Origin of the sequence: Dongia soli, assembly GCF_034044715.1 — a bacterium.
GTDB lineage: Bacteria > Pseudomonadota > Alphaproteobacteria > Dongiales > Dongiaceae > Dongia_B > Dongia_B soli.
In genome coordinates, this window is sequence record NZ_JAXCLW010000001.1 from 84,594 (window position 1) to 109,371 (window position 24,778).

At 61.1% G+C, this 24,778-nt stretch carries 20 protein-coding genes; 14 read left to right on the forward strand and 6 right to left on the reverse strand.

What is annotated here, in order from left to right; all coding sequences use genetic code 11:
• Window positions 1–7: 7 nt before the first annotated feature.
• From SMD27_RS00390 to ligA, 3 genes are all read left to right on the forward strand, one after another.
• Window positions 8–808 carry an outer membrane protein assembly factor BamD gene (locus tag SMD27_RS00390; protein ID WP_320506357.1) on the forward strand — a complete coding sequence of 267 codons (801 nt, stop codon included), beginning with the start codon at window positions 8–10 and terminating at the stop codon, window positions 806–808.
• Window positions 809–818: 10 nt separating this feature from the next.
• Complete coding sequence (gene recN, locus SMD27_RS00395) at window positions 819–2,498, forward strand: DNA repair protein RecN (RefSeq protein WP_320506358.1); 1,680 nt, start codon at window positions 819–821, stop codon at window positions 2,496–2,498.
• Window positions 2,499–2,564: 66 nt separating this feature from the next.
• Window positions 2,565–4,682, forward strand: a complete 2,118-nt coding sequence (ligA, locus tag SMD27_RS00400) for an NAD-dependent DNA ligase LigA (protein WP_320506359.1) — start codon at window positions 2,565–2,567, stop codon at window positions 4,680–4,682.
• Here ligA and SMD27_RS00405 read toward each other — a convergent pair.
• Window positions 4,679–5,590 (reverse strand): LysR substrate-binding domain-containing protein, encoded by a 912-nt coding sequence (locus SMD27_RS00405; RefSeq protein WP_320506360.1) that lies wholly within the window; start codon window positions 5,588–5,590, stop codon window positions 4,679–4,681. The genes ligA and SMD27_RS00405 overlap by 4 nt on opposite strands.
• Before the next feature lie 104 nt (window positions 5,591–5,694).
• Here SMD27_RS00405 and SMD27_RS00410 point away from each other — a divergent pair, with 104 nt between their 5' ends.
• Window positions 5,695–6,957 carry an MFS transporter gene (locus SMD27_RS00410; RefSeq protein ID WP_320506361.1) on the forward strand — a complete coding sequence of 421 codons (1,263 nt, stop codon included), beginning with the start codon at window positions 5,695–5,697 and terminating at the stop codon, window positions 6,955–6,957.
• 31 nt (window positions 6,958–6,988) lie between these two features.
• Window positions 6,989–7,900, forward strand: coding sequence for a fatty acid desaturase (locus SMD27_RS00415; RefSeq protein WP_320506362.1), 912 nt, complete (start codon window positions 6,989–6,991; stop codon window positions 7,898–7,900).
• 16 nt (window positions 7,901–7,916) lie between these two features.
• On the opposite strand, the gene SMD27_RS00420 is transcribed toward SMD27_RS00415, so the two are convergent.
• Window positions 7,917–9,695, reverse strand: coding sequence for an aminopeptidase P family protein (locus tag SMD27_RS00420; RefSeq protein WP_320506363.1), 1,779 nt, complete (start codon window positions 9,693–9,695; stop codon window positions 7,917–7,919).
• A gap of 472 nt (window positions 9,696–10,167) precedes the next feature.
• On the opposite strand from SMD27_RS00420, the gene SMD27_RS00425 reads away from it, so the two are divergent.
• Window positions 10,168–10,842: a DUF1127 domain-containing protein gene (locus SMD27_RS00425; RefSeq protein ID WP_320506364.1), complete on the forward strand. Its 675-nt coding sequence runs from the start codon at window positions 10,168–10,170 to the stop codon at window positions 10,840–10,842.
• 163 nt (window positions 10,843–11,005) lie between these two features.
• Here the strand turns inward: SMD27_RS00425 and SMD27_RS00430 are convergent, their stop codons facing one another.
• From SMD27_RS00430 to SMD27_RS00440, 3 genes are all read right to left on the reverse strand, one after another.
• Window positions 11,006–12,028, reverse strand: coding sequence for a 50S ribosomal protein L11 methyltransferase (locus SMD27_RS00430; RefSeq protein ID WP_320506365.1), 1,023 nt, complete (start codon window positions 12,026–12,028; stop codon window positions 11,006–11,008).
• Window positions 12,029–12,059: 31 nt separating this feature from the next.
• A complete protein-coding gene (locus SMD27_RS00435) occupies window positions 12,060–14,387 on the reverse strand; it encodes an ATP-dependent helicase (RefSeq protein ID WP_320506366.1) in 2,328 nt (775 codons plus the stop codon).
• A gap of 106 nt (window positions 14,388–14,493) precedes the next feature.
• Complete coding sequence (locus SMD27_RS00440) at window positions 14,494–15,135, reverse strand: dimethylsulfonioproprionate lyase family protein (protein WP_320506367.1); 642 nt, start codon at window positions 15,133–15,135, stop codon at window positions 14,494–14,496.
• Between the two features lie 68 nt (window positions 15,136–15,203).
• On the opposite strand from SMD27_RS00440, the gene SMD27_RS00445 reads away from it, so the two are divergent.
• Window positions 15,204–16,346, forward strand: coding sequence for a succinylglutamate desuccinylase/aspartoacylase family protein (locus tag SMD27_RS00445; RefSeq protein WP_320506368.1), 1,143 nt, complete (start codon window positions 15,204–15,206; stop codon window positions 16,344–16,346).
• Window positions 16,347–16,367: 21 nt separating this feature from the next.
• Here SMD27_RS00445 and SMD27_RS00450 read toward each other — a convergent pair whose 3' ends face one another.
• On the reverse strand, window positions 16,368–16,871 hold the full coding sequence (locus tag SMD27_RS00450; RefSeq protein ID WP_320506369.1) for a thioesterase family protein: 504 nt from the start codon (window positions 16,869–16,871) through the stop codon (window positions 16,368–16,370).
• A 300-nt stretch (window positions 16,872–17,171) separates the two neighbouring features.
• Between SMD27_RS00450 and SMD27_RS00455 the strand changes: the two genes are divergently transcribed.
• The 7 genes from SMD27_RS00455 to SMD27_RS00485 all read left to right on the forward strand — a co-directional run bounded on the left by SMD27_RS00455 (window position 17,172) and on the right by SMD27_RS00485 (window position 24,776).
• Window positions 17,172–18,788 carry an ABC transporter substrate-binding protein gene (locus SMD27_RS00455; RefSeq protein WP_320506370.1) on the forward strand — a complete coding sequence of 539 codons (1,617 nt, stop codon included), beginning with the start codon at window positions 17,172–17,174 and terminating at the stop codon, window positions 18,786–18,788.
• A gap of 56 nt (window positions 18,789–18,844) precedes the next feature.
• A complete protein-coding gene (locus SMD27_RS00460) occupies window positions 18,845–19,861 on the forward strand; it encodes an ABC transporter permease subunit (RefSeq protein ID WP_320506371.1) in 1,017 nt (338 codons plus the stop codon).
• 12 nt (window positions 19,862–19,873) lie between these two features.
• Window positions 19,874–20,803, forward strand: a complete 930-nt coding sequence (locus SMD27_RS00465) for an ABC transporter permease subunit (RefSeq protein WP_320506372.1) — start codon at window positions 19,874–19,876, stop codon at window positions 20,801–20,803.
• A gap of 11 nt (window positions 20,804–20,814) precedes the next feature.
• Entirely contained in the window at window positions 20,815–21,894 is a 1,080-nt protein-coding gene (locus SMD27_RS00470; protein ID WP_320506373.1) for an ABC transporter ATP-binding protein, read from the forward strand.
• On the forward strand, window positions 21,891–22,916 hold the full coding sequence (locus tag SMD27_RS00475) for a peptide ABC transporter ATP-binding protein (protein WP_320506374.1): 1,026 nt from the start codon (window positions 21,891–21,893) through the stop codon (window positions 22,914–22,916). The genes SMD27_RS00470 and SMD27_RS00475 overlap by 4 nt, the downstream gene beginning before the upstream one ends.
• Window positions 22,917–23,302: 386 nt before the next feature.
• Window positions 23,303–24,133 (forward strand): MlaA family lipoprotein, encoded by an 831-nt coding sequence (locus SMD27_RS00480; RefSeq protein ID WP_320506375.1) that lies wholly within the window; start codon window positions 23,303–23,305, stop codon window positions 24,131–24,133.
• 19 nt (window positions 24,134–24,152) lie between these two features.
• Window positions 24,153–24,776: an MlaC/ttg2D family ABC transporter substrate-binding protein gene (locus SMD27_RS00485; protein ID WP_320506376.1), complete on the forward strand. Its 624-nt coding sequence runs from the start codon at window positions 24,153–24,155 to the stop codon at window positions 24,774–24,776.
• The last annotated feature ends 2 nt before the right edge of the window (window positions 24,777–24,778 follow it).

Sequence of the window (24,778 nt, forward strand, 5' to 3'; positions counted from 1 at the left end):
CACGGCGATGCATTCTCGGTACCTCTGGCGGCTTCTACCTGCGTTCGCCTGCGCTGCCATGATCGCCGCTTGTTCCAGCCACGAACCGGATATCGCCGATCAGCCGGCGGAGCAGCTTTACAATAGCGCGATGGATACGCTGGAAGGCGGTGAGCCCCATGCGGCCGCACGCCTGTTCGACGAAGTCGAGCGCCAGCATCCCTATTCGCAATGGGCAACCCAGGCGCAGATCATGTCCGCCTATTCCCATTACGTCGTGGACGAATACGACGACGCGCTGCCGATCCTGGAAAGCTTCATCGAACTCCATCCCGGCAACCGCAGCGCCGCCTATGCCTATTATCTCCGGTCCCTCTGCTATTACGAGCAGATCGCTGACGTGACCCGCGACCAAGGCAATACCGAGCAGGCGTTACGCGCACTAAGCGATGTCGTCGCCCGTTTCCCCAATACCGATTACGCCCGCGACGCCGCGCTGAAGCTCGATCTGGTGCGCGACCACCTCGCCGGCAAGGAAATGGAGATCGGCCGTTATTATCTGACGCGTGACCAGTTCCTGGCGGCGATCAATCGGTTCCGCACGGTCGTCGAGAAATACCAGACCACGACCCATGTGCCGGAAGCCCTGGAACGCCTCGTCGAAGCCTATCTCTCCTTGGGCGTCACGGAGGAGGCCCAAGCCGCAGGAGCCGTGCTCGGCTATAACTATCCCGGTTCCCAGTGGTATGAGGATGCTTATAAGCTCCTGAAAGCCAAGAATCTGAAACCCGAGCAGAAGGAAGGTTCCTGGCTGAACGGGACCTTCTAAGAGCCTCTTCATGCTGGTCGCACTCACCGTCCAAAATGTGGTGCTGATCGAAAAGCTGGATCTGGCCTTCGATGCCGGCCTCACCGTTCTGACCGGTGAAACCGGCGCCGGCAAATCGATCCTGCTCGATGCCCTCGGCCTTGCTTTAGGCGCCCGCGCCGATGCCGGCTTGGTGCGCCAGGGTGCATCGCAGGCGAGCGTCACGGCGGAATTCAACCTGGCCGATGACCATCCGGTACTTGCCATCCTCGCGGAACAGGAAATCGATATCGATGGCGGCCTGATCCTGCGGCGGCAATTGGGCAGCGATGGGCGCTCCCGCGCCTTCGTCAATGATCAGCCCGTCAGTATCGGCCTGCTGCGCCGGCTCGGCGATGCCTTGATCGAGATAGAAGGTCAGTTCGAAGCCCAGGGCTTGCTCGACCCCGCCACCCATCAGCGGCATCTCGACGGTTATGGCGGCAATGAGAGCAAGGCGGCGGTTTGCGGCGCGGCGCATCGCCGGTGGCGCGACGCGGTTGCTGCCTATGAAACCGCCCAGGCGGAACTCGACCGTGCCAAGGCCGATGAAGATTATCTGCGCCATGCCGTCGAGGAGCTGGAACTAGCCCATCCCCTGCCGGCCGAGGAAACCGAGCTGGTGGCCGAACGCGCTTTGCTGGCCAATCGCGCCCAACTGATCGAAGCCATCGACGCGGTGAATGTGGAACTGGCCGGCGACAAGGGTGCCGATCGCGCCATCGCTGCGGCGCAGCGGCGGCTGGACCGTCTCGGCGACCGGCTGGGTGATCAGGCAACGCATCAATTGCAGCCGGTCGTGGCGGCGCTGGATCGCGCCAGCATCGAACTGGCTGAGGCAATCTCTCAGCTCCAGCATATGGCCGCCGATCTCGATGCCGATCCCAAGCGCCTGGATAGGATCGAAGAGCGTCTCTATCTGCTGCGCGATCTCGGGCGGAAACATCAGGTGCCGGTCGAGGCCCTGCCCGATCTCTTGGCGAAGCTGACGCAGCGCCTGGCCAATCTCGATGATCGCGGGCAGAACATGGCCAAGCTTCAGGGCGAGGTCGAGACCAGCCGGAAACTCTATATCGATGCCGCATCGGCTTTGAGCAAGGCCCGCCAGAAGGCTGCGAAAGCGATGGACGCCGCCGTCAATGCCGAGCTGGCACCGCTGAAGCTCGAGAAGGCGCGTTTTGCGACCCGGATCGAAACGGCACCGGAAGAACACTGGTCGGCGACCGGCTGGGACCGCGTCACCTTCGAGGTAGCGACCAATCCTGGCGCCCCGCCGGGTGCGATCAACCGCATCGCCTCGGGGGGCGAATTGGCGCGCTTCATGCTCGCATTGAAAGTCACCTTGGCGGCCAACCAACCGGTCCCCACGCTGGTCTTCGACGAGGTCGATGCCGGGATCGGCGGTGCGACCGCGGCAGCCGTTGGTGAAAGGCTGAAGCGTCTGGCCAAGGCGGTCCAATTGCTGGTCATCACCCATTCGCCGCAAGTGGCGGCACTCGGCCATCAACATTGGCGTGTCGAAAAAAGCGGCAGCAAGACGGCAACGACCACGACCGTGCGCCCCTTGGACGAGCCCGCCCGGCGCGAGGAAATTGCCCGCATGTTGTCCGGCGCCACGATCACGGACGAGGCCAGGGCTGCCGCGACCAAACTGCTGGCCAGCGCCAGCTAGGATCGCAGCCCATCGAATTATTTCCCGGCCGGCAAAGGACTGGCCGCATCGCATCGAGGTAAGGTCATGAGCAAAAAGCCGGCAAAAGAAACGGCCCCAGGAACGGCTCCGGTGGCTGTCGAGCGACTGACGGAACCCGAAGCGGCGCGGGAGCTCGAACGGCTTGCGGCGGAAGTCGCACATCATGACAAGCTCTATCATCAGAAGGATGCGCCGGAAATCAGCGATGCGGATTATGACGCCCTGGTCCAGCGCAACCGGGCGGTCGAGGCACGCTTTCCTGAACTGATCCGGGCAGATTCCCCTAGCAAAAGGGTCGGCGCCGCTCCGGCCGAAGCCTTCGCCAAAGTCACTCATCGACGGCCCATGTTGTCGCTGGACAATGCCTTTTCCCGCGAAGACGTCGACGACTTTCTGAATCGCATACGGCGGTTCCTCGGCCTCGGCGTCGATACCAGCATTCCGCTCGCGCTCGAGCCGAAGATCGACGGGCTCAGCGCCAATCTGCGTTATGAGGACGGCAATTTCGTTCAAGGTGCGACGCGCGGCGATGGCGCGGTCGGCGAGGACATCACCGCCAATCTGCGCCATGTCAGCGGCATCCCGATGAAGCTGAAAGACAAATCCCCGCCGAAGCTGATCGAGATCCGCGGCGAGGTCTATATGGCCCGGGCGAGTTTCGCCAAATTGAACGAACAGCGCGCCGCGGCCGGCGAGTCGATCTTCGCCAACCCGCGCAACGCCGCCGCCGGCAGCGTGCGTCAGCTCGATCCGGAGATCACCAAAAGGCGGCCATTGAAATTCTTCGCCTATGCCTATGGCGAGGTCGAAGGATGGCCGGACCAGCCAGGATCGCATCATGCCTTTGTCGACCAATTGCAAGACTGGGGATTCGACATCAACCCACGACGTGAATTGGTGAGCGACCTCGATGGGGTGATCAAATACTACGAGGACCTGGGCGCCGACCGGTCGGACCTGCCTTATGATATCGACGGCGCCGTCTATAAGGTCGACCGGCGTGATTGGCAGAACCGCCTGGGATTCGTTGGCCGCGCCCCGCGATGGGCCATTGCCCATAAGTTTCCGGCGGAACGAGCCATCACCACCCTCAATAAGATCACCATCCAGGTCGGCCGCACCGGCGTACTGACGCCGGTAGCCGAATTGGAGCCGATCACCGTTGGTGGCGTGGTCGTCGCGCGCGCCACCCTGCATAATGAAGACGAGATCGCCCGAAAGGATATCCGGGTCGGCGACAAAGTGGTGGTGCAACGTGCCGGCGACGTAATCCCGCAAATTGTCGAAGTTGTGGATGCCGACCGCAAGGGGCGTGGCCGCTCCTATCATTTCCCGGATAAATGTCCCGTTTGCGGCAGCCACGCCACGCGCGAAGAAGGCGAAGTGGCACGGCGTTGCACCGGCGGCTTGATTTGTGCTGCGCAGGCGGTCGAGAGATTGAAGCATTTCGTGTCGCGCGGTGCTTTCGACATCGACGGCCTCGGCGACAAACATATCGAAGCCTTCCATACGGACGGCCTGCTGAAATCGCCAGGCGACATCTTCCGCCTGAAGAACCACCGCAAGGAGCTGTTGGAACGGGAAGGCTGGGGCCAGACATCGGTCGACAATCTGGTTGCAGCCATTGAGGAGCGGCGGCGCGTGCCTTTGCCGCGCTTCATTTATGCCCTTGGCATCCCGCAGATCGGTGAAGTATCGGCAAAACTGCTGGCGAGGCACTACTTGTCCTTCGATGCTTTGCGAAAGGCAATGAAGGAAGCGCAGACCATCGGCAGCGAGGCGCGACAGGACCTTAGCGAGATCAACGGCATCGGACCGTCGATGGCGGAAGACCTGATCGAGTTCTTTGCCGAGAAGCACAATCAGGAAGTCCTCGATGATCTCCTTAAGCAAATCGAGGTCGAAGACTTCGCACCTGTCGCGACGGCCAGCAGCCCGATCTCCGGAAAGACTGTGGTCTTCACCGGCACGCTGGTACGCATGACCCGCAATGAGGCGAAGGCGCGGGCTGAAAGTCTCGGCGCGAAGGTTGCTGGATCGGTATCGAAGAAAACCGATTATGTCGTCGTGGGTGAAGATGCCGGGTCGAAGGCCGCCAAGGCGGCGGTGCTTGGCGTACAGACCCTCAGCGAGGAAGACTGGTTGGCTTTGATCGGCGATTAGGTTTTCTCCGGTCCTGCCGCCGCAAATTCGCAGAGCGCATCCACGAAATGCGCTATTTCCGGTCGCATGCCCTTCCGGCCTTTTGGCGTCAGGATGAAATAACCTTTGCCGGTTGGCTGCTCCTGATCGGTCAGCGGCACCAATTCGCCGCGCGCGATGAAATCGTCAACGAAAGGTCGTCGGCCGATGGCGATACCCAGTTGCTCCACCGCCGCACGCAAGACCAAGACCGAGGTCTCCAGCCGAAGCAGCCCCGCCGCATGGCGGCCGCCTGGCAGGTCGGGGAGAAAATGCGCCCATTCATCCGGATGCTGAAGATTCGATATAAGCGGTATGTTGGTCGAGGCATCGATCTTCCGCCGGGCTAATTTGCGGGCGATCTTCGGATGCGCCACCGGCAGGATGGTTTCATCCATCAGATGCCGTATCTCGGCGCGCGACCAGTGGCCGCTGCCATAGCGGATGGCGACATCTACTTCGTCACGATCGAGATCCACCAGGTCACTGGAGGCGAGAACCGAGACGGCAATATCGGGATGGCGTCGCATGAAACTTCCGAGGCGCGGCACAAGCCAATGTTCCGCCAGGGCCGGCATCGTGCTGACCCGGACCTGCGCCTTTTCCTGCCCCGTGAGAGACAGCGTCGCCATCATGAGGTCGCGATGCGCCTGCTGCACGGTGCCGAGATAGGCGCGCCCGGCCGGTGTCAGTTTGACCTGACGGTGTCCGCGCTCAAATAGCTCAGCACCCAGTTCCTCTTCCAATTGCCGTATCTGGAAGCTGATGGCGGCTTCGGTGACATTGAGTTCCTGAGCGGCGCGCTTGAAGCTCAACAGACGGCCGGCGCTCTCGAAACTGCGCAAAGCCGCACTGCCGGGAAAGGTCGATCGTGTCAGCCGCGCTCGCATAAGTCCTGCTTGTCTCAAATGACCCTGGAACTCGTTTGTGGCGAAGAGGGCGGCTTTGTCAAGCTGAAGGCATCGACAAATGACTTGAGGCGGAGAGACCAGAGATGAAACGCCAACCAACCGCCTTGGAAATCACCCTGTTTTTCACCGCCTTCGTGGCCGTCACTTATGGTTTTGGCATCTATCTTTTCGCCTCGCTGGTGGCGGAGATGCGGCAGGATCTTGGTTTCGACTACACCACGGTCGGCCTGGTGACCGGCATCGCACAGATCGGCTTTCTCATCGCCGCCTTGCTCAGCGGCGTCCTTTCGCCGGTCATCGGCGCGATGCGCCTGATCCTCGGCGCCCTGGCCACGACTTCCATCGGCCTGCTGGCGATGTCGCAGCTTTTCGGTACACCGATGCTGGGCCTGTTGCTGACCGTCATGGGTGCCGGTGCGGCGGCCGTCTGGGTGCCAATGGTCGCGGTTTGCCAACAAGCAATCCCGGCACGCCATCAGGCCAAGGCGCTCGGCCTGATGTCCAGCGGCACCAGCTACGGGGTTTTCCTCAACGGTCTGATCGTGCCGCCATTGGTCGCCGCCTGGGGCTGGCGCAGTGTCTGGCTGGTCGTTGCTGTCTTGTCCCTGATGCTCTTCACCGCCGGCTGGCTGCGTCTCCGCCGGCTGCCGGCAGCTGCGGAAGGGACGCCGCATGAGGCGCGAGGCAACCCGCCACGGCTGGATGGCTTCCGTGACCGATTGCGTGAGGTCTTGCAGCCGCTCGGCCTGCTGCTCATCGTCACGATGTTTCTCAACGGCTTCACCTGCATGCCATTCCAAACCTATTTGGTGCCGCTGATGCGAGAGGATCTCGGCTGGACCGTCGATATGTCGGCCCGGCTCTGGAGCTTGATCGGCGGGGTCGGTATGGTCGGCGGGTTTGCTCTCGGTTGGCTGGCCGATCGGATTTCGGTCAAATGGGCGATGCTAATCACTTATCTGCTGCTGGCCGCCGCCGCGGCGACTATCTTCGCCATGTCGCATCTGCTGCCACCGGTACCAGCGATGATGCATCTTGCCGGCGTGCTGTTCAGTCTCGCTTTCTATCCGATCTTCGGGCTGGTGCCGGCTTATGTCAGTGCGATTTATCGCGGCGATACGGCCACCCTGCTGTTCGGCATCGGCAATATCGCGCTGGGGCTTGGCGGCTTTCTGGGCAACCTTGCCGGCGGCTATGCGAAATCGCTGATGGGCAGCTTCACGCCAATCTACGGTGTAATCACGGCAGCGTCGCTCCTCCTCGTCCTGCTTGCTTTGGTGACGCCAAATGAACGGCGCCGGCAAGTTAAGCTTTCTGGACAGCGTGCGGTGATAGCGCCATCATGAAGAAAGTGATGGCCATCGAAGACGGAAGCGCATGCCGGATAACTTCGTCCGCACCAAGATCGTCGATCATCAGCTGTTACGGGAGTTGTCCGAACGGTCGGACCAGGCCGGTTTGCGGCAATTGCTGGCGCATCTCGCCGTCCTGCTGGCAACGGGTCTGTTGGTCTGGCAGAGCCTGGGAAGCTGGTGGGTGCTGCCCGCCATGCTGCTGCATGGCATCGTGCTCATCTTCCTATTCACGCCGCTGCATGAATGCATCCATCGCACCGCCTTTGCCAGCCGGCGCTGGAATGACGGTGTTGCCTTTGTCATCGGCTGCCTCTTGCTGCTGCCGCGCGATTACTTCCGCGCCTTTCATTTTGCCCATCATCGCTTCACCCAGGATCCGGTGCGGGATCCGGAACTCGCCTTTCCAAAGCCACGCACGATGCGGCAATGGCTCTGGCATGTCAGCGGCCTGCCCTATTGGGCCGGGCAGAGCCGTGCGCTCATCGATCATGCGAGAGGCAGGGTCGAAGGCAATTTCTACAACGGCGACAAGCAAAGGCTGGATATCATCCGGGAGGCGCGGCTCGTGCTGGCGATCTATGGGGTGGTGTTCATCGTCTCGCTAGCGGCGCAAAGCGCCTTCGCGCTTTTCTATTGGCTGCTGCCGGCCCTCCTGGGCCAGCCCTTTCTGCGGTTGTATCTGCTGGCGGAACATGCCTTGTGCCCGCTGAGCGACGACATGCTGGCCAATACCCGCACCACCTATACCAACGCGGCGATTCGGTTCCTGGCCTGGAACATGCCGTATCACACCGAGCATCATGCCTTTCCCTCGGTGCCCTTCCATGCCCTGCCGCATCTCAATCAACTGATCCGCCATCAGTTGAAGGTGACGGCGCCTGGCTATGTCGATGTGCAGCGGCAGATCCTGCGCAGAATGAGGACTGCCGCTTAGCACACGAGTTCATCGCTCAGATCGCCCGCGTCGCTGTTTGCAGCCAGGCAGCCGTTGCCTCGTCGAGCTGCGGCAGCAGTTTCTCCCGCACCTCCGCATGATAGGCATTGAGCCAGGCGATCTCGTCCGGCGTCATGATCGAAGTCTCGACCAAAGCGAGGTCGATCGGGGCGAAGGTGATGGTTTCGAAAGACAGCATCTCGCTCTCAGGATCGCGCTGAACCACGATCAGATTCTCGATGCGGATACCGTATTCGCCGGCTTTGTAATAGCCGGGCTCGTTGGAGAGAATCATACCCGGCTCCAAGGCGATACGGTTCGGCACTTTGGAGATGCGTTGCGGACCTTCATGCACCGAGAGATAGCTGCCAACGCCATGCCCGGTGCCGTGATCGAAATCCAGCCCGGCATCCCAGAGGGGCCGGCGGGCCAGTGAATCGAGCTGGCTACCGGTCGTGCCGCGCGGGAACTTGGCGGTGGCAAGCGCGATATGGCCTTTAAGGACCCGGGTGAAACGGTCCTTCATCTCGGCCGTCGGCTTGCCCACCACGATCGTCCGGGTGATGTCGGTGGTGCCGTCGAGATACTGACCGCCGGAATCGACGAGATAGATGGCGTCGCGCTCGATCCGCCGGTCGCTTTCGGGTGTCACCCGGTAATGCGGGATGGCGGCATTGGGACCAGCGCCCGAGATGGTATCGAAGCTGAAATCACGGAAGAGATCGTTGCGGCGACGGAACTCGGCCAGCTTGGCCACCGCCGCCAGCTCCGTCAGATGCCCCTCAGGCGCTTCGGCATCGAGCCAGGCAAGGAACTGCACCATGGCAGCGCCGTCCCGGCGATGGGCCGCCCGCGTACCGGCGATTTCGACCGGGTTCTTGGCCGCCTTCGGCAGGGCACAGGGATCTTCGCCGACCGTGACCGCCGCGCCGGCAGCCCGCAGGCGGTCGGAGACGGCGATGCCGGCCGTCGCCGCATCGACAATCACCTTGGCCTTCGCCGCACCCAGCGCATCGAGCGCGCCGATGAAAGCGTCCGGTGCGTGTAGGGTTACCTGGTTGCCGAGATGCGCCAAGGTCGCCGGCGGGAACTTGCGGCGATCCATGAACAAATCGACCCGCCCGTCCTGGTGCAAGATAGCAAAGCCGAGAGCGAAAGGTGTGCGCGGCACATCACCGCCGCGGATATTCAGCAACCAGCAGATCGAATCCGGCGCCGTCAGCACCGCGGCGTCGCGTCCCTGGGCCGCCAGCTTGGCCCCCAGTTCCTGCCGCTTATCGGCCGAGCCACGGCCGGCATAGCGCAGGTCATGCGGCCAGACCGGGGCGATCGGGGCCGCCGGCTGATCGGGCCAGACGGCGTCCAGGGGATTGCTGTCGCAGGAGATGAGCTCCCCGCCCAGCTGCTGCACCGCTGCGCGGAATCGCTGGGCGGCATCGGCGGTGATCAGCCAGGGATCGATGCCGAGCTTGCCGCCCTTTGGCAGGTGCTCGGCGAGCCAGGCTTCCGGTGGTTCATTGGTGATGTGGCGGATATCGAACAAGCTGGTATCGACCTGTTCCCGCACCTGAATGGTATAGCGGCCATCGACGAAGATCGCCGCTCGGTCCTTGAGCACGATCACCAGGCCGGCCGAGCCGGTGAAATTGCTGATCCAGGCGAGCCGCTCGGCCCGCTTCGGCACATATTCACCCTGATGTTCATCTGCGCGGGGGATAACGAAGCCATCCAGGCGTCGGCAGGTTAGCTCCTTTTGCAGTGCAGCAAGACGTTCCGCGGTTTTGGCGTCACGCATACCGCCATTTGCGGTTTTCCACAGGTCGAGGTATGCGTGGAGCTGAGCGCTAGTGGCCGGACTTGCTTCGGGCACCACCAAATGTATCCAATCGTCCGCAAATTCCCCTTGTGGCGCCGCAGCGATTCCCGGAATTACCTGCGACAATTCGTCTAAGGTAAAGAAAGATCGGCCTTTTTTTAACAATAATTCGAGCGATTCATCGCCTTGATACTTTTCTCGGCAAACCGACATATTCTCTCCTTGGGCCGACATCCGCCCGGCCGCTGGCTTCTCCAAGCGCCTCTGAGACGCCCAGTCATGTGCCAAAAGTGACCTTAATCACCTTTACGCACGCTTCTTCATGCGCGGGCTGCATTGCTGCGATGCGGCGAACCCCCTGCCTCAAAACCCGCCTTTAACATATATAAAGTGCATCGATCGTTGGCGGCAATTGGGCTGCAGACGCGATAAATCGGATGGATAGATAATCATGTATCGGATGATGACAAATGAGAAGGTGGCTGGTTCGGTGGCGTTCGCGCCGACCATGACCACACGGGTGACGGCGACCAGCGCGATCGTTGAATTTGCGCGGACCGTGGTAAACTCTGCCCGCCGGGCCATTGCCCGGGCTGGCGTTGCTCAAGAACTGGCTTTGCTCGACGACCGCATGCTGGCGGATATCGGTGTCAACCGCACCGAAATCACCCAGGTTGCCGAGAAGGCGACCAAGGTTTCGGGCGAACCGACCCTGTTCCAGGCTTTCAGCCGCGCGGTCTATGGTGTGTTCGTGCAGCCGGTGCTGCACTTCCTGCACCGCCGCCATATCTATAACACGCTGATGGCGCTGGACGACCGCATGCTGGCCGATATCGGCCTCAGCCGCTACGAGATTGCAAGCTATGTTCGCAAGCTCGACGTTGCCAAGGCCGAGCGGGTTCCGGCGCTGCTCGCCGCGACGGAACAGGATATCGTCGCGCCGCTGCGTGCCTGGAACCGGGCCCGCGCGACTGCGCGCCAGCTCTCCAAGCTGGATGACCGCATGCTGGTTGATATCGGCATCGTGCGTGGCGACATCGACTGGCTCGCTGGCGAAATCGCCCGCAAGACCGTGGCTCCGGCCAATATCAACGCGGCCAACGACCATTCCCCGCGCGCTGCCTAAGCAGCCTGCCTCAGGGCAGCCGGGTCTTTCCACGGACCCGGCGCGGATCAAAGTAGGCGTATGAGTAAGAGTAAAGAGTAAGCGTACGAGTTTCGGATTACCTGCGTACCCGCGTACCGCGTATGAGAAGATGAGTACCGATTACGAGATTACCCTGAGTACCTCAAGAACGGCGGCCCGGTTTTCCGGCCGCCGTTTTCTTTTGCGCGACTTTCCTCTTGGTAGCCTTAGCCTTGACCTTGGCGGCTGATTTCCCCGTCATGGATTTCTTGACTACCGATTTCTTGCTGGCCGGCTTTTTGCCCGCAGCCGTCTTCACCCGGCGCTTCACCACCAGGACCGACCAGTCCTTGAGACGCAGGCGGAAATCGAGTTCCAGGCCCTGGGCTTCATGGGCCGCCAGCACATCCTTCTCCTGGCTGCGCAGCAAGCCCGACAGCACCGCCCGGCCGTTGCGGCCGAGCACCTTCGCCAAGGACGGCGCCAGCTCGATCAGGGGATTGGCGAGAATATTGGCGCAGACCAGATCGAAGGGCGCCTGGCTACGGATCGCTGCCGCGCGATAGCCGTCGGAGAGCAGGATCTTCACCTCGCGCTTGAGCCCGTTCAGCGCTGCATTCTCCCGCGCCACCCGGACCGAATCCTTATCATTATCGCCACCGATCACCGGCACTTTGAAAAGCCGGGCCATGGCAAAAGCGAGGATCCCGGTGCCGGTGCCAATATCGAGCGGCTTGCGGAACTTCTGGCCGCTTTCTGCGAGGCGGCCAAGCGCCAGCAAACAGCCGCGGGTGGTCTCATGCCGCCCGGTACCGAAGGCCATGCCGGCATCGATTTCAAAGACGATCTTGTTCTTCGGGAGCCGGCCGGTGTGATGCGAGCCGTGGATGAAGAATGGGCCGGCGGAGAGGGCCGGCAGGCCCTTCTGGCTTTCCGCCACCCAGTCCTTTTCCGGCACCGGTGCGATCGCAGCCTTGAACTTGCCGAGCGGCTTCAAAGCCGCATCGACCAGACGGCGGGCGGGCTTGCTCTCACCGAAAACCTCAATCTTCCACGCCTTGCCATCATCGACCTCGAAACTCGACAAAGCCTCACCGAACGGCTCCAACGCCAATTCGAGACGCTGCCGATCCTCTTCCGCCGGCTTATAGGGCAGTTCCAGGATGATCGACCACAGACTCGTCATTCAAATCCCCCAAAATCTTCCAGCAATGTCGTCAAGACGCCCGGTCGGCGCGGACCACGAAGCCGGCCATGACCTTTTTCAGACCGGCTTTATCAAAGTCGATTTCCAGCTTGTCGCCATCGGCCGAAACCACACGGCCATAGCCGAATTTCTGATGGAATACCCGGTCACCGGCCTGATGGCTGGCGCCGCGCTTCACCAGCATCACGGCATCCGGCTCGATATCGATGACGCGTTCGCGCCGGCGCATGCCCGGACCATAGCCGGCCTGGCCGCCGGCATTCCGACCGCGCCAGCCGCCACTCGGATCACTGACCCCACCGCTCCAGCCGCCACCCCAACCGCTTTGCCAATCGGCATCCTGATTCATCCGCGACTGCTGGAACAGATTAGTGTCACGGCGATCCAGATGTTCCTTCGGTAACTCCGCCAAGAAGCGCGACGGCAGGGCGCTTTGCCACTGGTTATGAATCCGCCGGTTGGCGGCATAGGAGATTGTCGCGCGGCGCCGGGCCCGGGTGATGCCGACATAAGCCAGCCGGCGTTCCTCTTCGAGCCCCTTCATGCCATTCTCATCCAGCGACCGCTGATGCGGGAAAAGCCCCTCCTCCCAGCCAGGTAGGAAGACGATGTCAAATTCCAGGCCTTTGGCGCCATGCAGGGTCATGATGGTCACCATCTCGCCCGGCTCGCCGCCGCTATTCTCCATCACCAGGGCGACATGTTCCAGGAAGCCGCCGAGGCTGTCGAATTCCTCCATGGCGTGGACCAGTTCCTTCAGGTTCTCCAGCCGTCCCGGAGCTTCAATTGACTTGTCATTGCGCCACATCGCGGTATAGCCGGATTCGTCCAACACCTGCTGGGCCAGCTCGCCTTGCGGCAAGGTATCGGCCATGCTTCGCCAGCGGGCAAAATCCTGCATCAGCGTCCCGAGCGAGCGACGTGCCGCCGGCTTCAATTCATCTGTCTCGACGATGCGCCGCGCCGCTTCCGGCAGCGACACTTCCAAGCGCCGGGCGAGATCGTTCAATTGCCGCATGGTGCTGTCACCGATACCGCGACGCGGCACATTGACGATGCGTTCGAAAGCCAAAGCATCGTCCGGCTGATTGATTATGCGCAGATAAGCCAGCGCATCGCGGATTTCCTGGCGCTCATAAAAACGCGGGCCGCCAATCACGCGATAGGGAATGCCGAGCGTAATGAAACGCTCTTCGAACTCGCGCGTCTGGAAACCGGCCCGCACCAATATGGCGATATCGCCGAGCTGTACCTGCCGGCGCTGCAGGCTTTCGATCTCCTCGCCGATCTGCCGGGCTTCCTCCGTCCCGTCCCAGGCGGCGGCGACGACGACTTTCTCGCCTTCGTCCTTATCGGTCCAAAGCGTCTTCCCATGCCGATCCGCATTGTGAGCAATGAGGCCGGAGGCGGCGCCGAGGATATGCGGCGTCGAGCGATAATTCTGCTCCAGGCGGATGACCTTGGCTCCCGGGAAATCCTTTTCGAATTTCAGGATGTTCTCGACCTCGGCACCGCGCCAGCCATAGATCGACTGATCGTCATCGCCGACGACGCAGAGATTTCGATGGGTCTGGGCCAGCAGGCGCAGCCATAAATATTGCGCCACATTGCTGTCCTGATACTCATCCACCAGCATATAACGGAAACGCTGCTGGTAGCGGCTGAGGATATCCGGATGGGCGGTGAAGATGGTGATGTTATGCAGCAGCAGATCGCCGAAATCACAGGCATTCAAGGTCGCCAGACGCTGCTGGTAATCCCGGTAGAGATCCAGCAGGCGACCGCCGCCCAATTCCGCCTGTTCGGCCCGGCTGACCTTATCCGGCGGGAGGCCGCGATCCTTCCATCTCTCGATGACACCCAGGATGACCCGGGCCGGCCATTTTTGGCTGTCGATATTTTCCGCCTGCATGAGCTGCTTGATCAGCCGGAGCTGGTCATCCGTATCGAGAATGGTGAAATTCGGCGTCAGCCCCACCAGTTCGGCATGGGCACGCAGGATCCGCGCCGCCAAAGCATGGAAGGTGCCCAGCCACCAGCCTTCGACCGGCCGAGCGATCATGTCGCTGATCCGGTGCTTCATTTCCGCCGCCGCCTTATTGGTGAAGGTGACGGCAAGAATTTCGCCGGGCCGCGCCTTGCCTGTCATCAGCAGATGGACCAGCCGGGTTGTCAGGACGCGGGTTTTGCCGGTGCCGGCGCCGGCCAAAACCAGGACCGGCCCATCAAGCGCAAGCACAGCTTCCCGCTGGCGCTCGTTCAGGCCGGCAAAATAAGGCGGTAACGGCATGTCGGGCCGCATCAGGCCGGGTTCGGATGAATCTCGAAAATCGCTCATGGCCGGTCTTATAGCATCGCCAGGCCGACCAGGGTCAGTAGAGAATTCGTCATTTGTTCATATCGGGATAGGCAAGGCCCATCAGGTGTCAGCGGATCAACCTGGGTCAATCCAGCTTGGCCGCCGTTGCCACCTCGCCTCGCCAGAGATAGATGGCCGCCAAGGGATTGGCCCCGGCCCGGGTCGCATGCGGCATCCAGGAAGGATGATGAATGACGCTGCCGGCTTCACGCTCCTGCCAGCTTCCTGCCGCCACCTCATCTTCGCCGCGCTGCCAGAACCCGGCGTTGAGCGGCAGATAGATTTCTTCTGCCGGATGACGGTGTGGCGGATAGAAATTGTGCGGCCCCAGAACCAGCACCCCCAATCGCAGGTCCGGCGTCGCCTGGAAGCCGGACGGGCCACAGATCTCCACATAGCCGTAATTGGCCAGGAACTGCGGCGAGGGCGGCGTCGCGCGATAATTCGGGTTCTGCTGCCAGCGAAAGGAGGGGGTCAGATCAAGCAAGGCTCGCGCCGCCGATGCGACAGTGGGATGCCCCTCCTTCTCGGCCGCCGCCAGACAGGCCGGCCAAAATTGCTGAACCGGCAGCGTTTCGGTGCCGGTACCGTCGCTTCCAACACCGCCCGTCGCTTGCGGCACCAAAGCGCGGAACGCTACGGTTACGTCCGGCGCAGATGACAGGAGCTGATCGATCGCAACAAACAGTTGCTGCAGCGCGGAACGATTCTCTGATTCGCGTGACATTGACAGTCTGGTCATCCCTCGCCACCCTTGCGCCAGTTGAAATAGCCGGATGGAAGCTAGCATTTATCATGAGCAAACGCATTGACCGCATCGCCCTGCCGAGCATGAGCCCCGGCACCGATCGATATTTGAAGGTTCATCGCTACGGCACGCCGGGTGCGCGGCCCAAGGCCTATTTGCAGGCCTCGCTGCATGCCGATGAAATCCCCGGCATGATGGCGGCGCATCATCTGATCCGGCGCCTGGACGAAGCGGATAAGCGCGGTGAAATCCAGGGCGAAATCATCGTCGTGCCGGTCGCCAATCCGATCGGCTCGAACCAGGTGGTGAATGGGATACATGCCGGTCGCTATGAATTGCGGGGCGGCGGCAATTTCAATCGCCGTTGGCCCGATCTGTTCGCCGGCCTCATCGAGGCGACCGCCGGCAAGCTCGGCACCGATGCCGCCAGCAATGTCGCTGTGGTGCGTCAGGCGATCGGCGACAAGCTCGCGGCAATGACGGCCAGCGGTGAACTATCCGTCCTGCGGCTGGAATTATCGCGGCTGGCCTATGACGCGGATTTCGTGCTCGATCTGCATTGCGATGATGATTCCCACGTACATCTCTTCCTGATCCCCGACCATTGGCCCGACGGCCAGGACCTGGCCGCGCTGATCGGTGCGGAAGCCGTGCTGCTGGCAGCAGATTCCGGCGGGGCCTCTTTCGATGAGGTCTTTTCCTCGCCCTGGGCCAAGCTGCAGGAAGCTGTCGGCGCCGGCTATCCGGTGCCGGCGGCCTGCCTTGCGGCAACGGTGGAATTCCGCGGCCGGGCCGATGTCTTCGACGAGATCGGCGAAAAGGATGCCGATGCGCTTTATACCTTCCTGCAGCGGCGCGGCCTGATCGCCGGCAAGGCGCGGGACGTGCCGTCGCCGCGCTGCCAGGCGACCATGCTGGATGCCTGCGATGTGGTGCGCTCGCCCGCCGCCGGCGTTCTGGCCTATAAGGTACAACTGGGACAGGAGGTCCGCACCGGCGACGTCATCGCCGAACTGATCGATCCGCTGGCTGATGATCAGGCGGCAGCGCGCCAGCTTATCCGTTGCCAGACCGACGGCAAGGTGCTGTCGCGCAGCATGCATAAATTGGTGGCGCCGGGCGATTCCATCGCCAAGGTGGTCGGCTCAAAGAGCCTCGCCTATCGGACTGGCCTGTTGCTCGAAGATTGATGGAAGATGGGCCGCCGCGCTTTAACCGGCGCGGCGGCGATTTTGCATCGAGATGTAACGCCCCACTTCAGGGGGTGGCGGCAATTGACTATGGGCCGCCAAGACCCGGTCCAGCCGTGCTTTGACGTCATCGGGCATGGGCGATACGCGGCGCTGAAGCATATCGACGAACAGGATCATCCATTCGCATGTCGCCGCGAGATAGCCTTTCTCGCCATGATACATCGCCTGGAACCAATGGAATTTTTTGGCATTCAGACCGACCAGTTGCGTGGTGATGCGCAAGGGGTCGCCCTCGAAGACTTCACCCTGGAAGGTCAGGTGCATTTCCGAGGCGAAGGTCGAGGTATTGGCGGTGCTGACCATCTCTTGGCCGAGTGCCAGCCGGACGTAAACCTCATCGAATGCGAGATCGAAAGCACGTGGATAAAACGCCACGTTCATGTGGCCGTTGCTATCGATCCATTCCGGCCGGACCTTCAGGCTGGTCGAAACGAAAGGGGCGTCAATGACGGCTTCAGTCATGCAAAGATCCTGGGTCATGGCGGCAAAATGGCTGGACCCGACTTTATGGTCAAGATGCCTGATGGCAAGTGAGTAAGAGCACCCGTGATTCGCATGGACGAAGGGCCCTTAATGCGCGGCCACCACTTCGCCGGATCTGGCGGCGCTTTGCCGGCCCGTTCCCGTCCCGTCCCGCTTTTTGGCAATGTTCCCTTTCGAAGAATTGACTTCACTTCCGCAACGTGACTAGGCTTTTCCATGACCCCGGCAAGAACAGGGAAAATCGCCGGCGGTCACAAGATAGTCATTGGGAGACAGTTCATGAAACGTCAGCTGTTGGGGGTGGCGGCGACCGCCGTCCTGGCTATGTGCTTTGCGGCAACGGCGCAGTTCAATGCTGCCGAAGCAAAAGAAAAGACCCTGAAATACTGCTCTGAAGGTAGCCCCGAAAATTTCAATCCGCAAATCAATACGACCGGCACATCCTTTGACGCGGCGCAGCCGGTTTTCAATGGACTGGTCGAATTCGAACCCGGCACGACGAAAGTCATTCCCGGCGTCGCGGAAAAGTGGGATATCGCGCCGGACGGCAAGACCTATACTTTCCATCTGCGCAAGAACGTCAAATTCCATAGCAACAAGAATTTCAAGCCGACCCGCGATTTCAATGCGGATGACGTGATCGCCACCTTCAATCGCATGTGGAAGCAGGACGATCCGTATTACAAGGTCTCCGGCGGCGCCTACGACTATTTCAACGACATGGGCATGCCCGACCTGCTGAAGTCGATCGACAAGGTCGATGATCACACCGTTCGTTTCGTGCTCAACGAAGCCAATGTGACCTTCCTGCCAGATATCGCGATGAATTTCGCGCAGATCCATTCCAAGGAATACTTGGATGCGATGATGAAGGCGGGCACGCCGGAAAAGGTCGACCAGGATCCGATCGGCACCGGTCCCTTCAGCTTCGTCACCTATCAGAAGGACGCCCAGATCCGCTACAAGGCATTCAAGGATTATTGGGGCGGCAAGCCGAAGATCGATAATCTCGTCTTCCTGATTTCCACCGACGCTGCGGTACGCAAGGCGAAGCTGCAAGCCGGCGAATGCGATATCATGTCTTATCCCAATGCGACGGATATCAAGGCGCTGCAAGCCGATCCGAAGCTGCAGGTGCTGCAGCAGCCGGGCCTGAACATCGCCTATCTCGCGATGAATGTGCAGAAGAAGCCCTTCGACGATGTGCGCGTCCGCCAGGCGATCAACATGGCGATCGACAAGAAAGCCTTGATCGATGCCATCTATCAGGGTCAGGGCGAACCGGCGAAGAACCCGATCCCACCGACAATCTGGGCCTATAACAACGATATCCAGCCCTATCCTTATGACCCGGAAAAGGCCAAGGCGCTGCTCAAGGAAGCTGGCGTGACCAGCATCGATTCGGATCTCTGGGCGATGCCGGTACAGCGGCCTTATAATCCGGACGGCAAGCGCATGGCCGAAATGATGCAGGCGGATTTGGCCAAGGTCGGCGTCACCACCCATATCGTCTCCTATGAATGGGGCGAATATCGCAAGCGGATGCAGAATGGCGATCACCAGATGGCGCAGTTCGGCTGGACCGGCGATAACGGCGATCCCGACAACTTCATGTTCGTGCTGCTCGGCTGCGATGCCGCCCGTCAAGGCGGACAGAACGTCGCGAAATGGTGCAACAAGGAATTCACCGATCTTCTGGTGAAGGCGCGCGTCAATCCCGACATCAAGCAGCGCAAGGAGCTCTACAATAAGGCTCAGGTCATCTTCCATCAGGAAGTGCCCTGGGTTCCGATTGCTCACTCGGTCGTTTCCGTTCCCATGAGCAAGAAGGTCACCGGCTTCAAGGTCCATCCCTTGGGCATCATGATCTTCACCCATGTCGACAAGACCGACTGATTAGGACACGACATGGCGGGGATATTCCCCGCCATGTTTCTTTTTTATAGCGGCCGATGATTCGTTTTCTTCTGACTCGTGTCAGTCTGGTCATCCCGACCTTCCTCGGGATCGTCTTTCTCGCCTTCATGCTGATCCGCCTTGTGCCAGGCGACCCGATCGAAGTCCGGGTCGGGGAGCGCGGCATCGCGCCGGAGAGGCATGCGCAATTGCTGCATGAAATGGGCCTCGACCGGCCGCTTTACGTGCAGTTCTTCGATTATGTCGGGCAGGTCATGCGGGGCGATCTCGGCATCTCGCTGGTCACCCATAATCCCGTGCTGAGCGAATTCCTGACGCTGTTTCCGGCGACTCTGGAACTAGCCTTCTGCGCCATGCTGTTCGCCGTGGCGGTCGGCTTACCGGCCGGCATATTGGCCGCCACCAAGCGCGGGTCCACCGTCGATCATGTGGTGATGGGCATCAGCCTGACCGGCTATTCCATGCCGATCTTCTGGTGGGGCCTGCTGCTGATTCTGACGTTCTCCGTCGACCTGGGTTGGACCCCGGTCAATGGTCGTCTCAGCGCCGATTATTACTTCGACCCCGTCACCGGTTTCATGACGATCGATTCCCTTCTTTCGGAGGATGATCCGACGGGCGCTTTCCTGTCGTCGCTCTCCCATCTCATCCTGCCGACCATCGTGCTTGGAACCATTCCGCTGGCGGTGATCGCCCGGATGACCCGCTCATCCATGCTGGAAGTTCTCGGCGAAGACTATATCCGCACGGCCCGCGCCAAGGGGCTCAGCGCGTTTCGCGTCGTCAACGTACACGCCTTGCGCAACGCGTTGATTCCGGTCGTCACGGTGATCGGCCTGCAGGTCGGGACGCTGATGGGCGGCGCCATCCTGACGGAAAATGTCTTCTCCTGGCCCGGTGTCGGCCATTGGCTGGTACAATCGATTTATCGTCGCGACTATCCGGCGCTGCAAGGCGGTATCCTGTTGATCGCCACAATCGTCATCATCGTCAATCTGCTGGTGGATCTGGCCTATGGCCTGCTCAATCCTCGCATCCGGCATAAGCGTTGATGGGGCATTGCCATGACCGATAACGCCGCCAACATCCCCGTCAACCTGCCCCCGACCAATGCGCCGGCACCGGTCGGACAGGTGATTTCCCCGCGCCGTGAGATTTGGCTCTCGATGCGCGCCAATAAGGGCGCCATGCTGGGCTTGATCGTTATTTGCCTGCTGGTCCTCTGCGCGGTTTTTGCCGATGTCGTCGCACCACACGGGGCGATCGAGCAGTTCCGCGACCGCATCCTGCAGCCGCCGGCCTGGGAGGAAGGCGGTAGTTGGGCCTTCCCGTTGGGCACCGATGACGTTGGCCGCTGTCTGTTGTCACGACTGATCTATGGCTCCCGTCTCTCCCTCTTGATCGGCCTGATCGTGGTCACTCTGTCGCTGGCACTCGGCATCGGTTTTGGCCTGGTGAGCGGCTTCTTCCGCGGCAGCCCCGATATCGCCATCATGCGTCTGATGGATATCGTTCTGGCGATGCCAAGCCTGTTGCTTTCGGTGGTGATCGTCGCCATTCTGGGCCCCGGCCTCACCAATGCCATGATCGCCGTCGCCATTACTTATGTGCCGCATTACGCCCGGCTCACCCGCGCAGCCGTGATGGGCGAATTATCCAAGGATTATGTGACCGCATCGCGCGTTTCGGGCGCCGGCACGGCCCGGCTGATGTTCAATGTCGTCCTGCCGAATTGCCTGGCGCCGTTGATTGTCCAGGCGACGCTCAGCTTCTCCACCGCGATCCTCGATGCCGCCGCCCTCGGCTTCCTCGGCCTCGGCGCCCAGCCGCCGACACCCGAATGGGGCACGATGCTGGCCGGATCGCTGCAATTCCTGCAGACGGCACCTTGGGTCGTCACCTATCCCGGTATCGCCATCCTGGTCACCGTGCTTGCCTTCAACCTGATGGGTGATGGTCTGCGCGATGCGCTCGATCCCAAGCTGAAGCGTTGAGGAGACGGATCATGGCCCGCATATCCGCGCCGCTCCTGGATATCCGCAACTTGTCGGTCGAGTTTCAAACTCATCGCGGTCCTTTCCGCGCGGTCGATGGCATCGACCTCACGTTGGAAAGCGGCGAATTGCTGGGCGTGGTCGGCGAATCCGGTTCCGGCAAAAGCGTCACCATGCTCGCGGTGATGGGGCTGATCGCCTGGCCCGGCAAGGTGAAGGCCGATCGCATGACCTTCGACGGCATCGATCTGCTGGCCCTCAGCCCGCGCGCAAGACGCAAGATCGTCGGCAAGGATATAGCGATGATCTTCCAGGAGCCGATGACCAGCCTTAATCCCTGCTTCACGGTGGGTTTCCAGATCATGGAAGCCTTGAAGGCGCATGAGGGCGGCAGCCGGGCCGAGCGCCGGCGGCGCACCATTGAGCTCCTGGAGCAGGTCGGCATCCCGGCGGCGGAATCCCGATTGTCCGCTTTCCCCCATCAGCTTTCCGGTGGCATGTGTCAGCGCGTGATGATCGCCATGGCCATTGCCTGCAATCCGCGCCTGCTGATCGCCGACGAACCGACCACGGCGCTCGATGTCACCATCCAGGCGCAGATCCTGGATCTGCTGGTATCGCTGCAGCGCGAGCGCGGCATGGGACTGGTATTGATCACTCACGACATGGGCGTGGTCGCGGAAACCGCGCAACGCGTCTCTGTCATGTACGCCAGCCAGCAGGTCGAGGAACAGCCGGTCGACAGCCTGTTTGCAAACCCGCATCATCCCTATACGGCGGCCCTTCTCCAGGCCCTGCCGGAACGCAGTGAAGAGCATTTGCGGCTGAACACGATTCCGGGGATGGTGCCCGGCATCGGCGACCGGCCTGTCGGCTGCGTCTTCCATCCGCGCTGCGCCTATGCCGACGAACGCTGCCGGGCGGAACGCCCGCTGCTGGCGCCGCTGCCGGAAAATCCCGATCCGGCGAAGCTCGTGCGTTGTCATTATCCATTGATCGGTGGGCAACCTTCCGTTCGCCCGGATCCGCATCGATCAAATCCGTATCGGCCGGAGTCAAATCACCCCGCCTCCGCGGAGGTGCGGCCATGAGCGAAGTTGCCATGACGACGGATGCCCCTACGGCCGCCGATCCATCGGTGCCGGTCCTCGAAGCACGAGACGTGCAGCGGCACTACCAGATTTCGCGCGGTCTCTTCAAACCGGCTTTAACCCTGCGCGCCGTGGCCGGCGCCAGCTTCACCCTGCTGCCGGGTCGTACCCTGGCTGTGGTCGGTGAATCGGGCTGCGGCAAGTCCACCCTGGCCCGCATGATGGCGATGATCGAGCCGCCGACGGCCGGCCAGCTGACGATCGATGGCAGCAAGGTGGTCGGGGCTGATAAGGAGACCCTCCAACAACTGCGCCCGAAGGTGCAGATGGTGTTTCAGGACCCTTACGGATCGCTCAATCCTCGCAAGCAAGTCGGCCGCATCCTCGAAGAACCATTGGAGATCAATACCGATCTCGGTGCCAAAGAGCGGGCTGACGCCGCCCGTGTGATGATCGCCAAGGTCGGGCTGCGGCCGGAACATTACAACCGCTATCCACATATGTTCTCCGGCGGCCAGCGACAGCGCATCGCTATCGCCCGCGCCCTGATGCTGCGGCCCAAAGTGGTGATCGCCGACGAACCGGTTTCGGCTTTGGACGTGTCGATTCGGGCGCAGGTGCTCAATCTCCTGATGGATCTGCAGGTCGAATACAATCTTGCTTATCTGTTCATTTCCCACGATCTCAGCGTGGTGCGGCACATTGCCGACGATGTCATGGTGATGTATCTCGGCCGCCCTATCGAGCAAGGCAGTAAGCCGGCGATCTTCGCCCGGCCCGTCCACCCCTATACCCAGGCCCTGCTGGCCGCGACCCCGTCCACGGATCCGGAGGCAAGGTCCCGGCGTCTCACGGTGAAGGGCGAATTGCCCTCTCCCATCGATCCGCCCTCCGGCTGTGCCTTCCACAAACGCTGTCCCTTCGCGACAGCCGAATGCAGTGTCGAGCGCCCCGAATTGCGACCGGTAGCCGGCCGCGAAGTCGCATGCCATCATGCAGAGCGGGTTCTCGCATCCGGTTGAGCCAGGGAGCTGACTTCCAGGAATTTATTCAGCCGCGGTGCAGTCGTGGTTGCTTCCCACAAGTTAAAGTGTCGCCATCGGTCCGCCGGTATCGCTCTGCGGCGACGCGCCATCCGGACAACTAGCTGTTTCGCGATAGTTATGCTAACAACGCCGTTCTCCTCGGCTGCCTTTTGCGGCGGCAATTTCGCGAATGAGACGGGGGTCACTCACGGTTGATTAATCAGTTGCTGTGACTCTGCATAAGCCTGTAATGGGGATGCCGAGGGTATGATCAAACGGGGCCCAGCGCTGATCGGTTGGCGCTGCATTGGGGACGGTGGAACGGCTCGTCGGACTTGGAACCGAAAAGGACACCGGACTACCGGGAAGAAGGTTGGGAATCCATGATTGATATGAAGGTGTTTGGCCGGGCGGCGGTAGCGGGGGTTATCGCCTTGACCTTGGTGAGCGGGTGCGCGACGAAGCCGGACCCCAATGATGAAGCAGCGGTCCAGGCTTACAATGAAGCCAACGACCCGCTGGAGCCGATGAATCGGTATTTCTTCGAATTGAATAACTTCTTCGACGAAATCCTGCTCAAGCAATTCGCTGGTTATTACAACATCGCCTTGCCCACCGTGGCGAAGGACAGCATCCGCAACGCGCTGCGGAACCTGAACTCGCCAGTCATCCTGGCGAACGACCTCTTCCAGGGCGAAGGCAGCCGTGCCGGCGATACCAGCATGCGCTTCGTCATCAATAGCACCCTTGGCATCGGCGGCTTGATCGATGTCGCCAAGATGATGGGCTACAACTATCATGACGAGGATTTTGGCCAGACCCTGGCGGTCTGGGGTACGGGGGAAGGCCCGTATCTGACGCTGCCGGTGATCGGCCCTTCAAATCCGCGTGACCTAGCGGGCCGCGGCGTCGACAAGGTGCTCGATCCCCTTACCTGGGTCGGCTACATCTACGACGTCGGCTATATAAATACGATCCGTAGCGGCCTCGATACCGTCGATACGCGGGCGCGCAATATGCAGGCTCTCGACGAGCTGAAGAAAGGCTCGATCGATTTTTATGCGACCATTCGCAGCCTGTATCGCCAGCAGCGCAATGACGCGATCCGGAACGGCCGGGAGTCGGATGATTTGACGCCGGCCGTAACATCGGAAAACATGATTCCAGGTGACGGCGCAGTCCCGGAAGCCGGTCAGGTGACGGATGCGCAGTGAGATCCAGGGAGAGAGCAGAATGGGCAGTATGATCGGTCGACGCCACGTCCTTACAGTCCTGGTTGCCGGTTTCCTGACAATCGCAAGCCTGATTGCCGGCAATGGCCGCGCACAGGCCGATAACGCGACTGTTGAAGACTTCATCACCAAGCTGAGCAATCAAGCCATTCAGGAAATGTCCGAGCAGCAGACCGATGCCGAGCGCATCGCCAAGCTGCGTCCCGTCCTGGACCAGTATTTCGATATGCCCGCCATCGCCAAATATGTCCTGGCGGGCTATTGGCGCAAGGCGACGCCGGAACAGCGGACGGAATTCATCAGCGCCTTCTCCGACTACCTGTCGGTCACCTATGGCAAGCGTTTCGTCAAATATTCCGGCCACAAACTGGACATAAAGCGCATTCATGACGACGGGAATGGCCGCACGACGGCTTATACGGTCGTGCAGTTGAACAACGAAGACCCGGTCCGCGTGGACTGGATCATCGATACCGTCAACAGCCAGCTGCGCATTCTCGACTTTCGGGTCGAAGGCTTGAGCCTCTCGGACACCCACCGCCAGGAATTTGCCTCGGTGATCCAGAAGAACAACGGTAATGTGCAGGCGTTGATCGACCTGCTGCATCAGAAGTCGAGGCTGTAAGC

Excerpts from the sequence above, each read along its gene's own strand:
- SMD27_RS00390 (WP_320506357.1), top strand. The coding sequence starts at position 8 with ATGCATTCTCGGTACCTCTGGCGGCTTCTACCTGCGTTCGCCTGCGCT.
- SMD27_RS00460 (WP_320506371.1), top strand. The coding sequence starts at position 18,845 with ATGATTCGTTTTCTTCTGACTCGTGTCAGTCTGGTCATCCCGACCTTC.
- ligA (WP_320506359.1), top strand. The coding sequence starts at position 2,565 with ATGAGCAAAAAGCCGGCAAAAGAAACGGCCCCAGGAACGGCTCCGGTG.
- SMD27_RS00430 (WP_320506365.1), bottom strand. The coding sequence starts at position 12,028 with ATGACGAGTCTGTGGTCGATCATCCTGGAACTGCCCTATAAGCCGGCG.
- SMD27_RS00405 (WP_320506360.1), bottom strand. The coding sequence starts at position 5,590 with ATGCGAGCGCGGCTGACACGATCGACCTTTCCCGGCAGTGCGGCTTTG.
- SMD27_RS00445 (WP_320506368.1), top strand. The coding sequence starts at position 15,204 with ATGAGCAAACGCATTGACCGCATCGCCCTGCCGAGCATGAGCCCCGGC.
- SMD27_RS00425 (WP_320506364.1), top strand. The coding sequence starts at position 10,168 with ATGTATCGGATGATGACAAATGAGAAGGTGGCTGGTTCGGTGGCGTTC.
- SMD27_RS00475 (WP_320506374.1), top strand. The coding sequence starts at position 21,891 with ATGAGCGAAGTTGCCATGACGACGGATGCCCCTACGGCCGCCGATCCA.
- SMD27_RS00440 (WP_320506367.1), bottom strand. The coding sequence starts at position 15,135 with ATGTCACGCGAATCAGAGAATCGTTCCGCGCTGCAGCAACTGTTTGTT.
- SMD27_RS00435 (WP_320506366.1), bottom strand. The coding sequence starts at position 14,387 with ATGAGCGATTTTCGAGATTCATCCGAACCCGGCCTGATGCGGCCCGAC.
- SMD27_RS00450 (WP_320506369.1), bottom strand. The coding sequence starts at position 16,871 with ATGACTGAAGCCGTCATTGACGCCCCTTTCGTTTCGACCAGCCTGAAG.
- SMD27_RS00480 (WP_320506375.1), top strand. The coding sequence starts at position 23,303 with ATGATTGATATGAAGGTGTTTGGCCGGGCGGCGGTAGCGGGGGTTATC.
- SMD27_RS00410 (WP_320506361.1), top strand. The coding sequence starts at position 5,695 with ATGAAACGCCAACCAACCGCCTTGGAAATCACCCTGTTTTTCACCGCC.
- SMD27_RS00420 (WP_320506363.1), bottom strand. The coding sequence starts at position 9,695 with ATGCGTGACGCCAAAACCGCGGAACGTCTTGCTGCACTGCAAAAGGAG.
- SMD27_RS00485 (WP_320506376.1), top strand. The coding sequence starts at position 24,153 with ATGGGCAGTATGATCGGTCGACGCCACGTCCTTACAGTCCTGGTTGCC.
- SMD27_RS00465 (WP_320506372.1), top strand. The coding sequence starts at position 19,874 with ATGACCGATAACGCCGCCAACATCCCCGTCAACCTGCCCCCGACCAAT.
- recN (WP_320506358.1), top strand. The coding sequence starts at position 819 with ATGCTGGTCGCACTCACCGTCCAAAATGTGGTGCTGATCGAAAAGCTG.
- SMD27_RS00470 (WP_320506373.1), top strand. The coding sequence starts at position 20,815 with ATGGCCCGCATATCCGCGCCGCTCCTGGATATCCGCAACTTGTCGGTC.
- SMD27_RS00415 (WP_320506362.1), top strand. The coding sequence starts at position 6,989 with ATGCCGGATAACTTCGTCCGCACCAAGATCGTCGATCATCAGCTGTTA.
- SMD27_RS00455 (WP_320506370.1), top strand. The coding sequence starts at position 17,172 with ATGAAACGTCAGCTGTTGGGGGTGGCGGCGACCGCCGTCCTGGCTATG.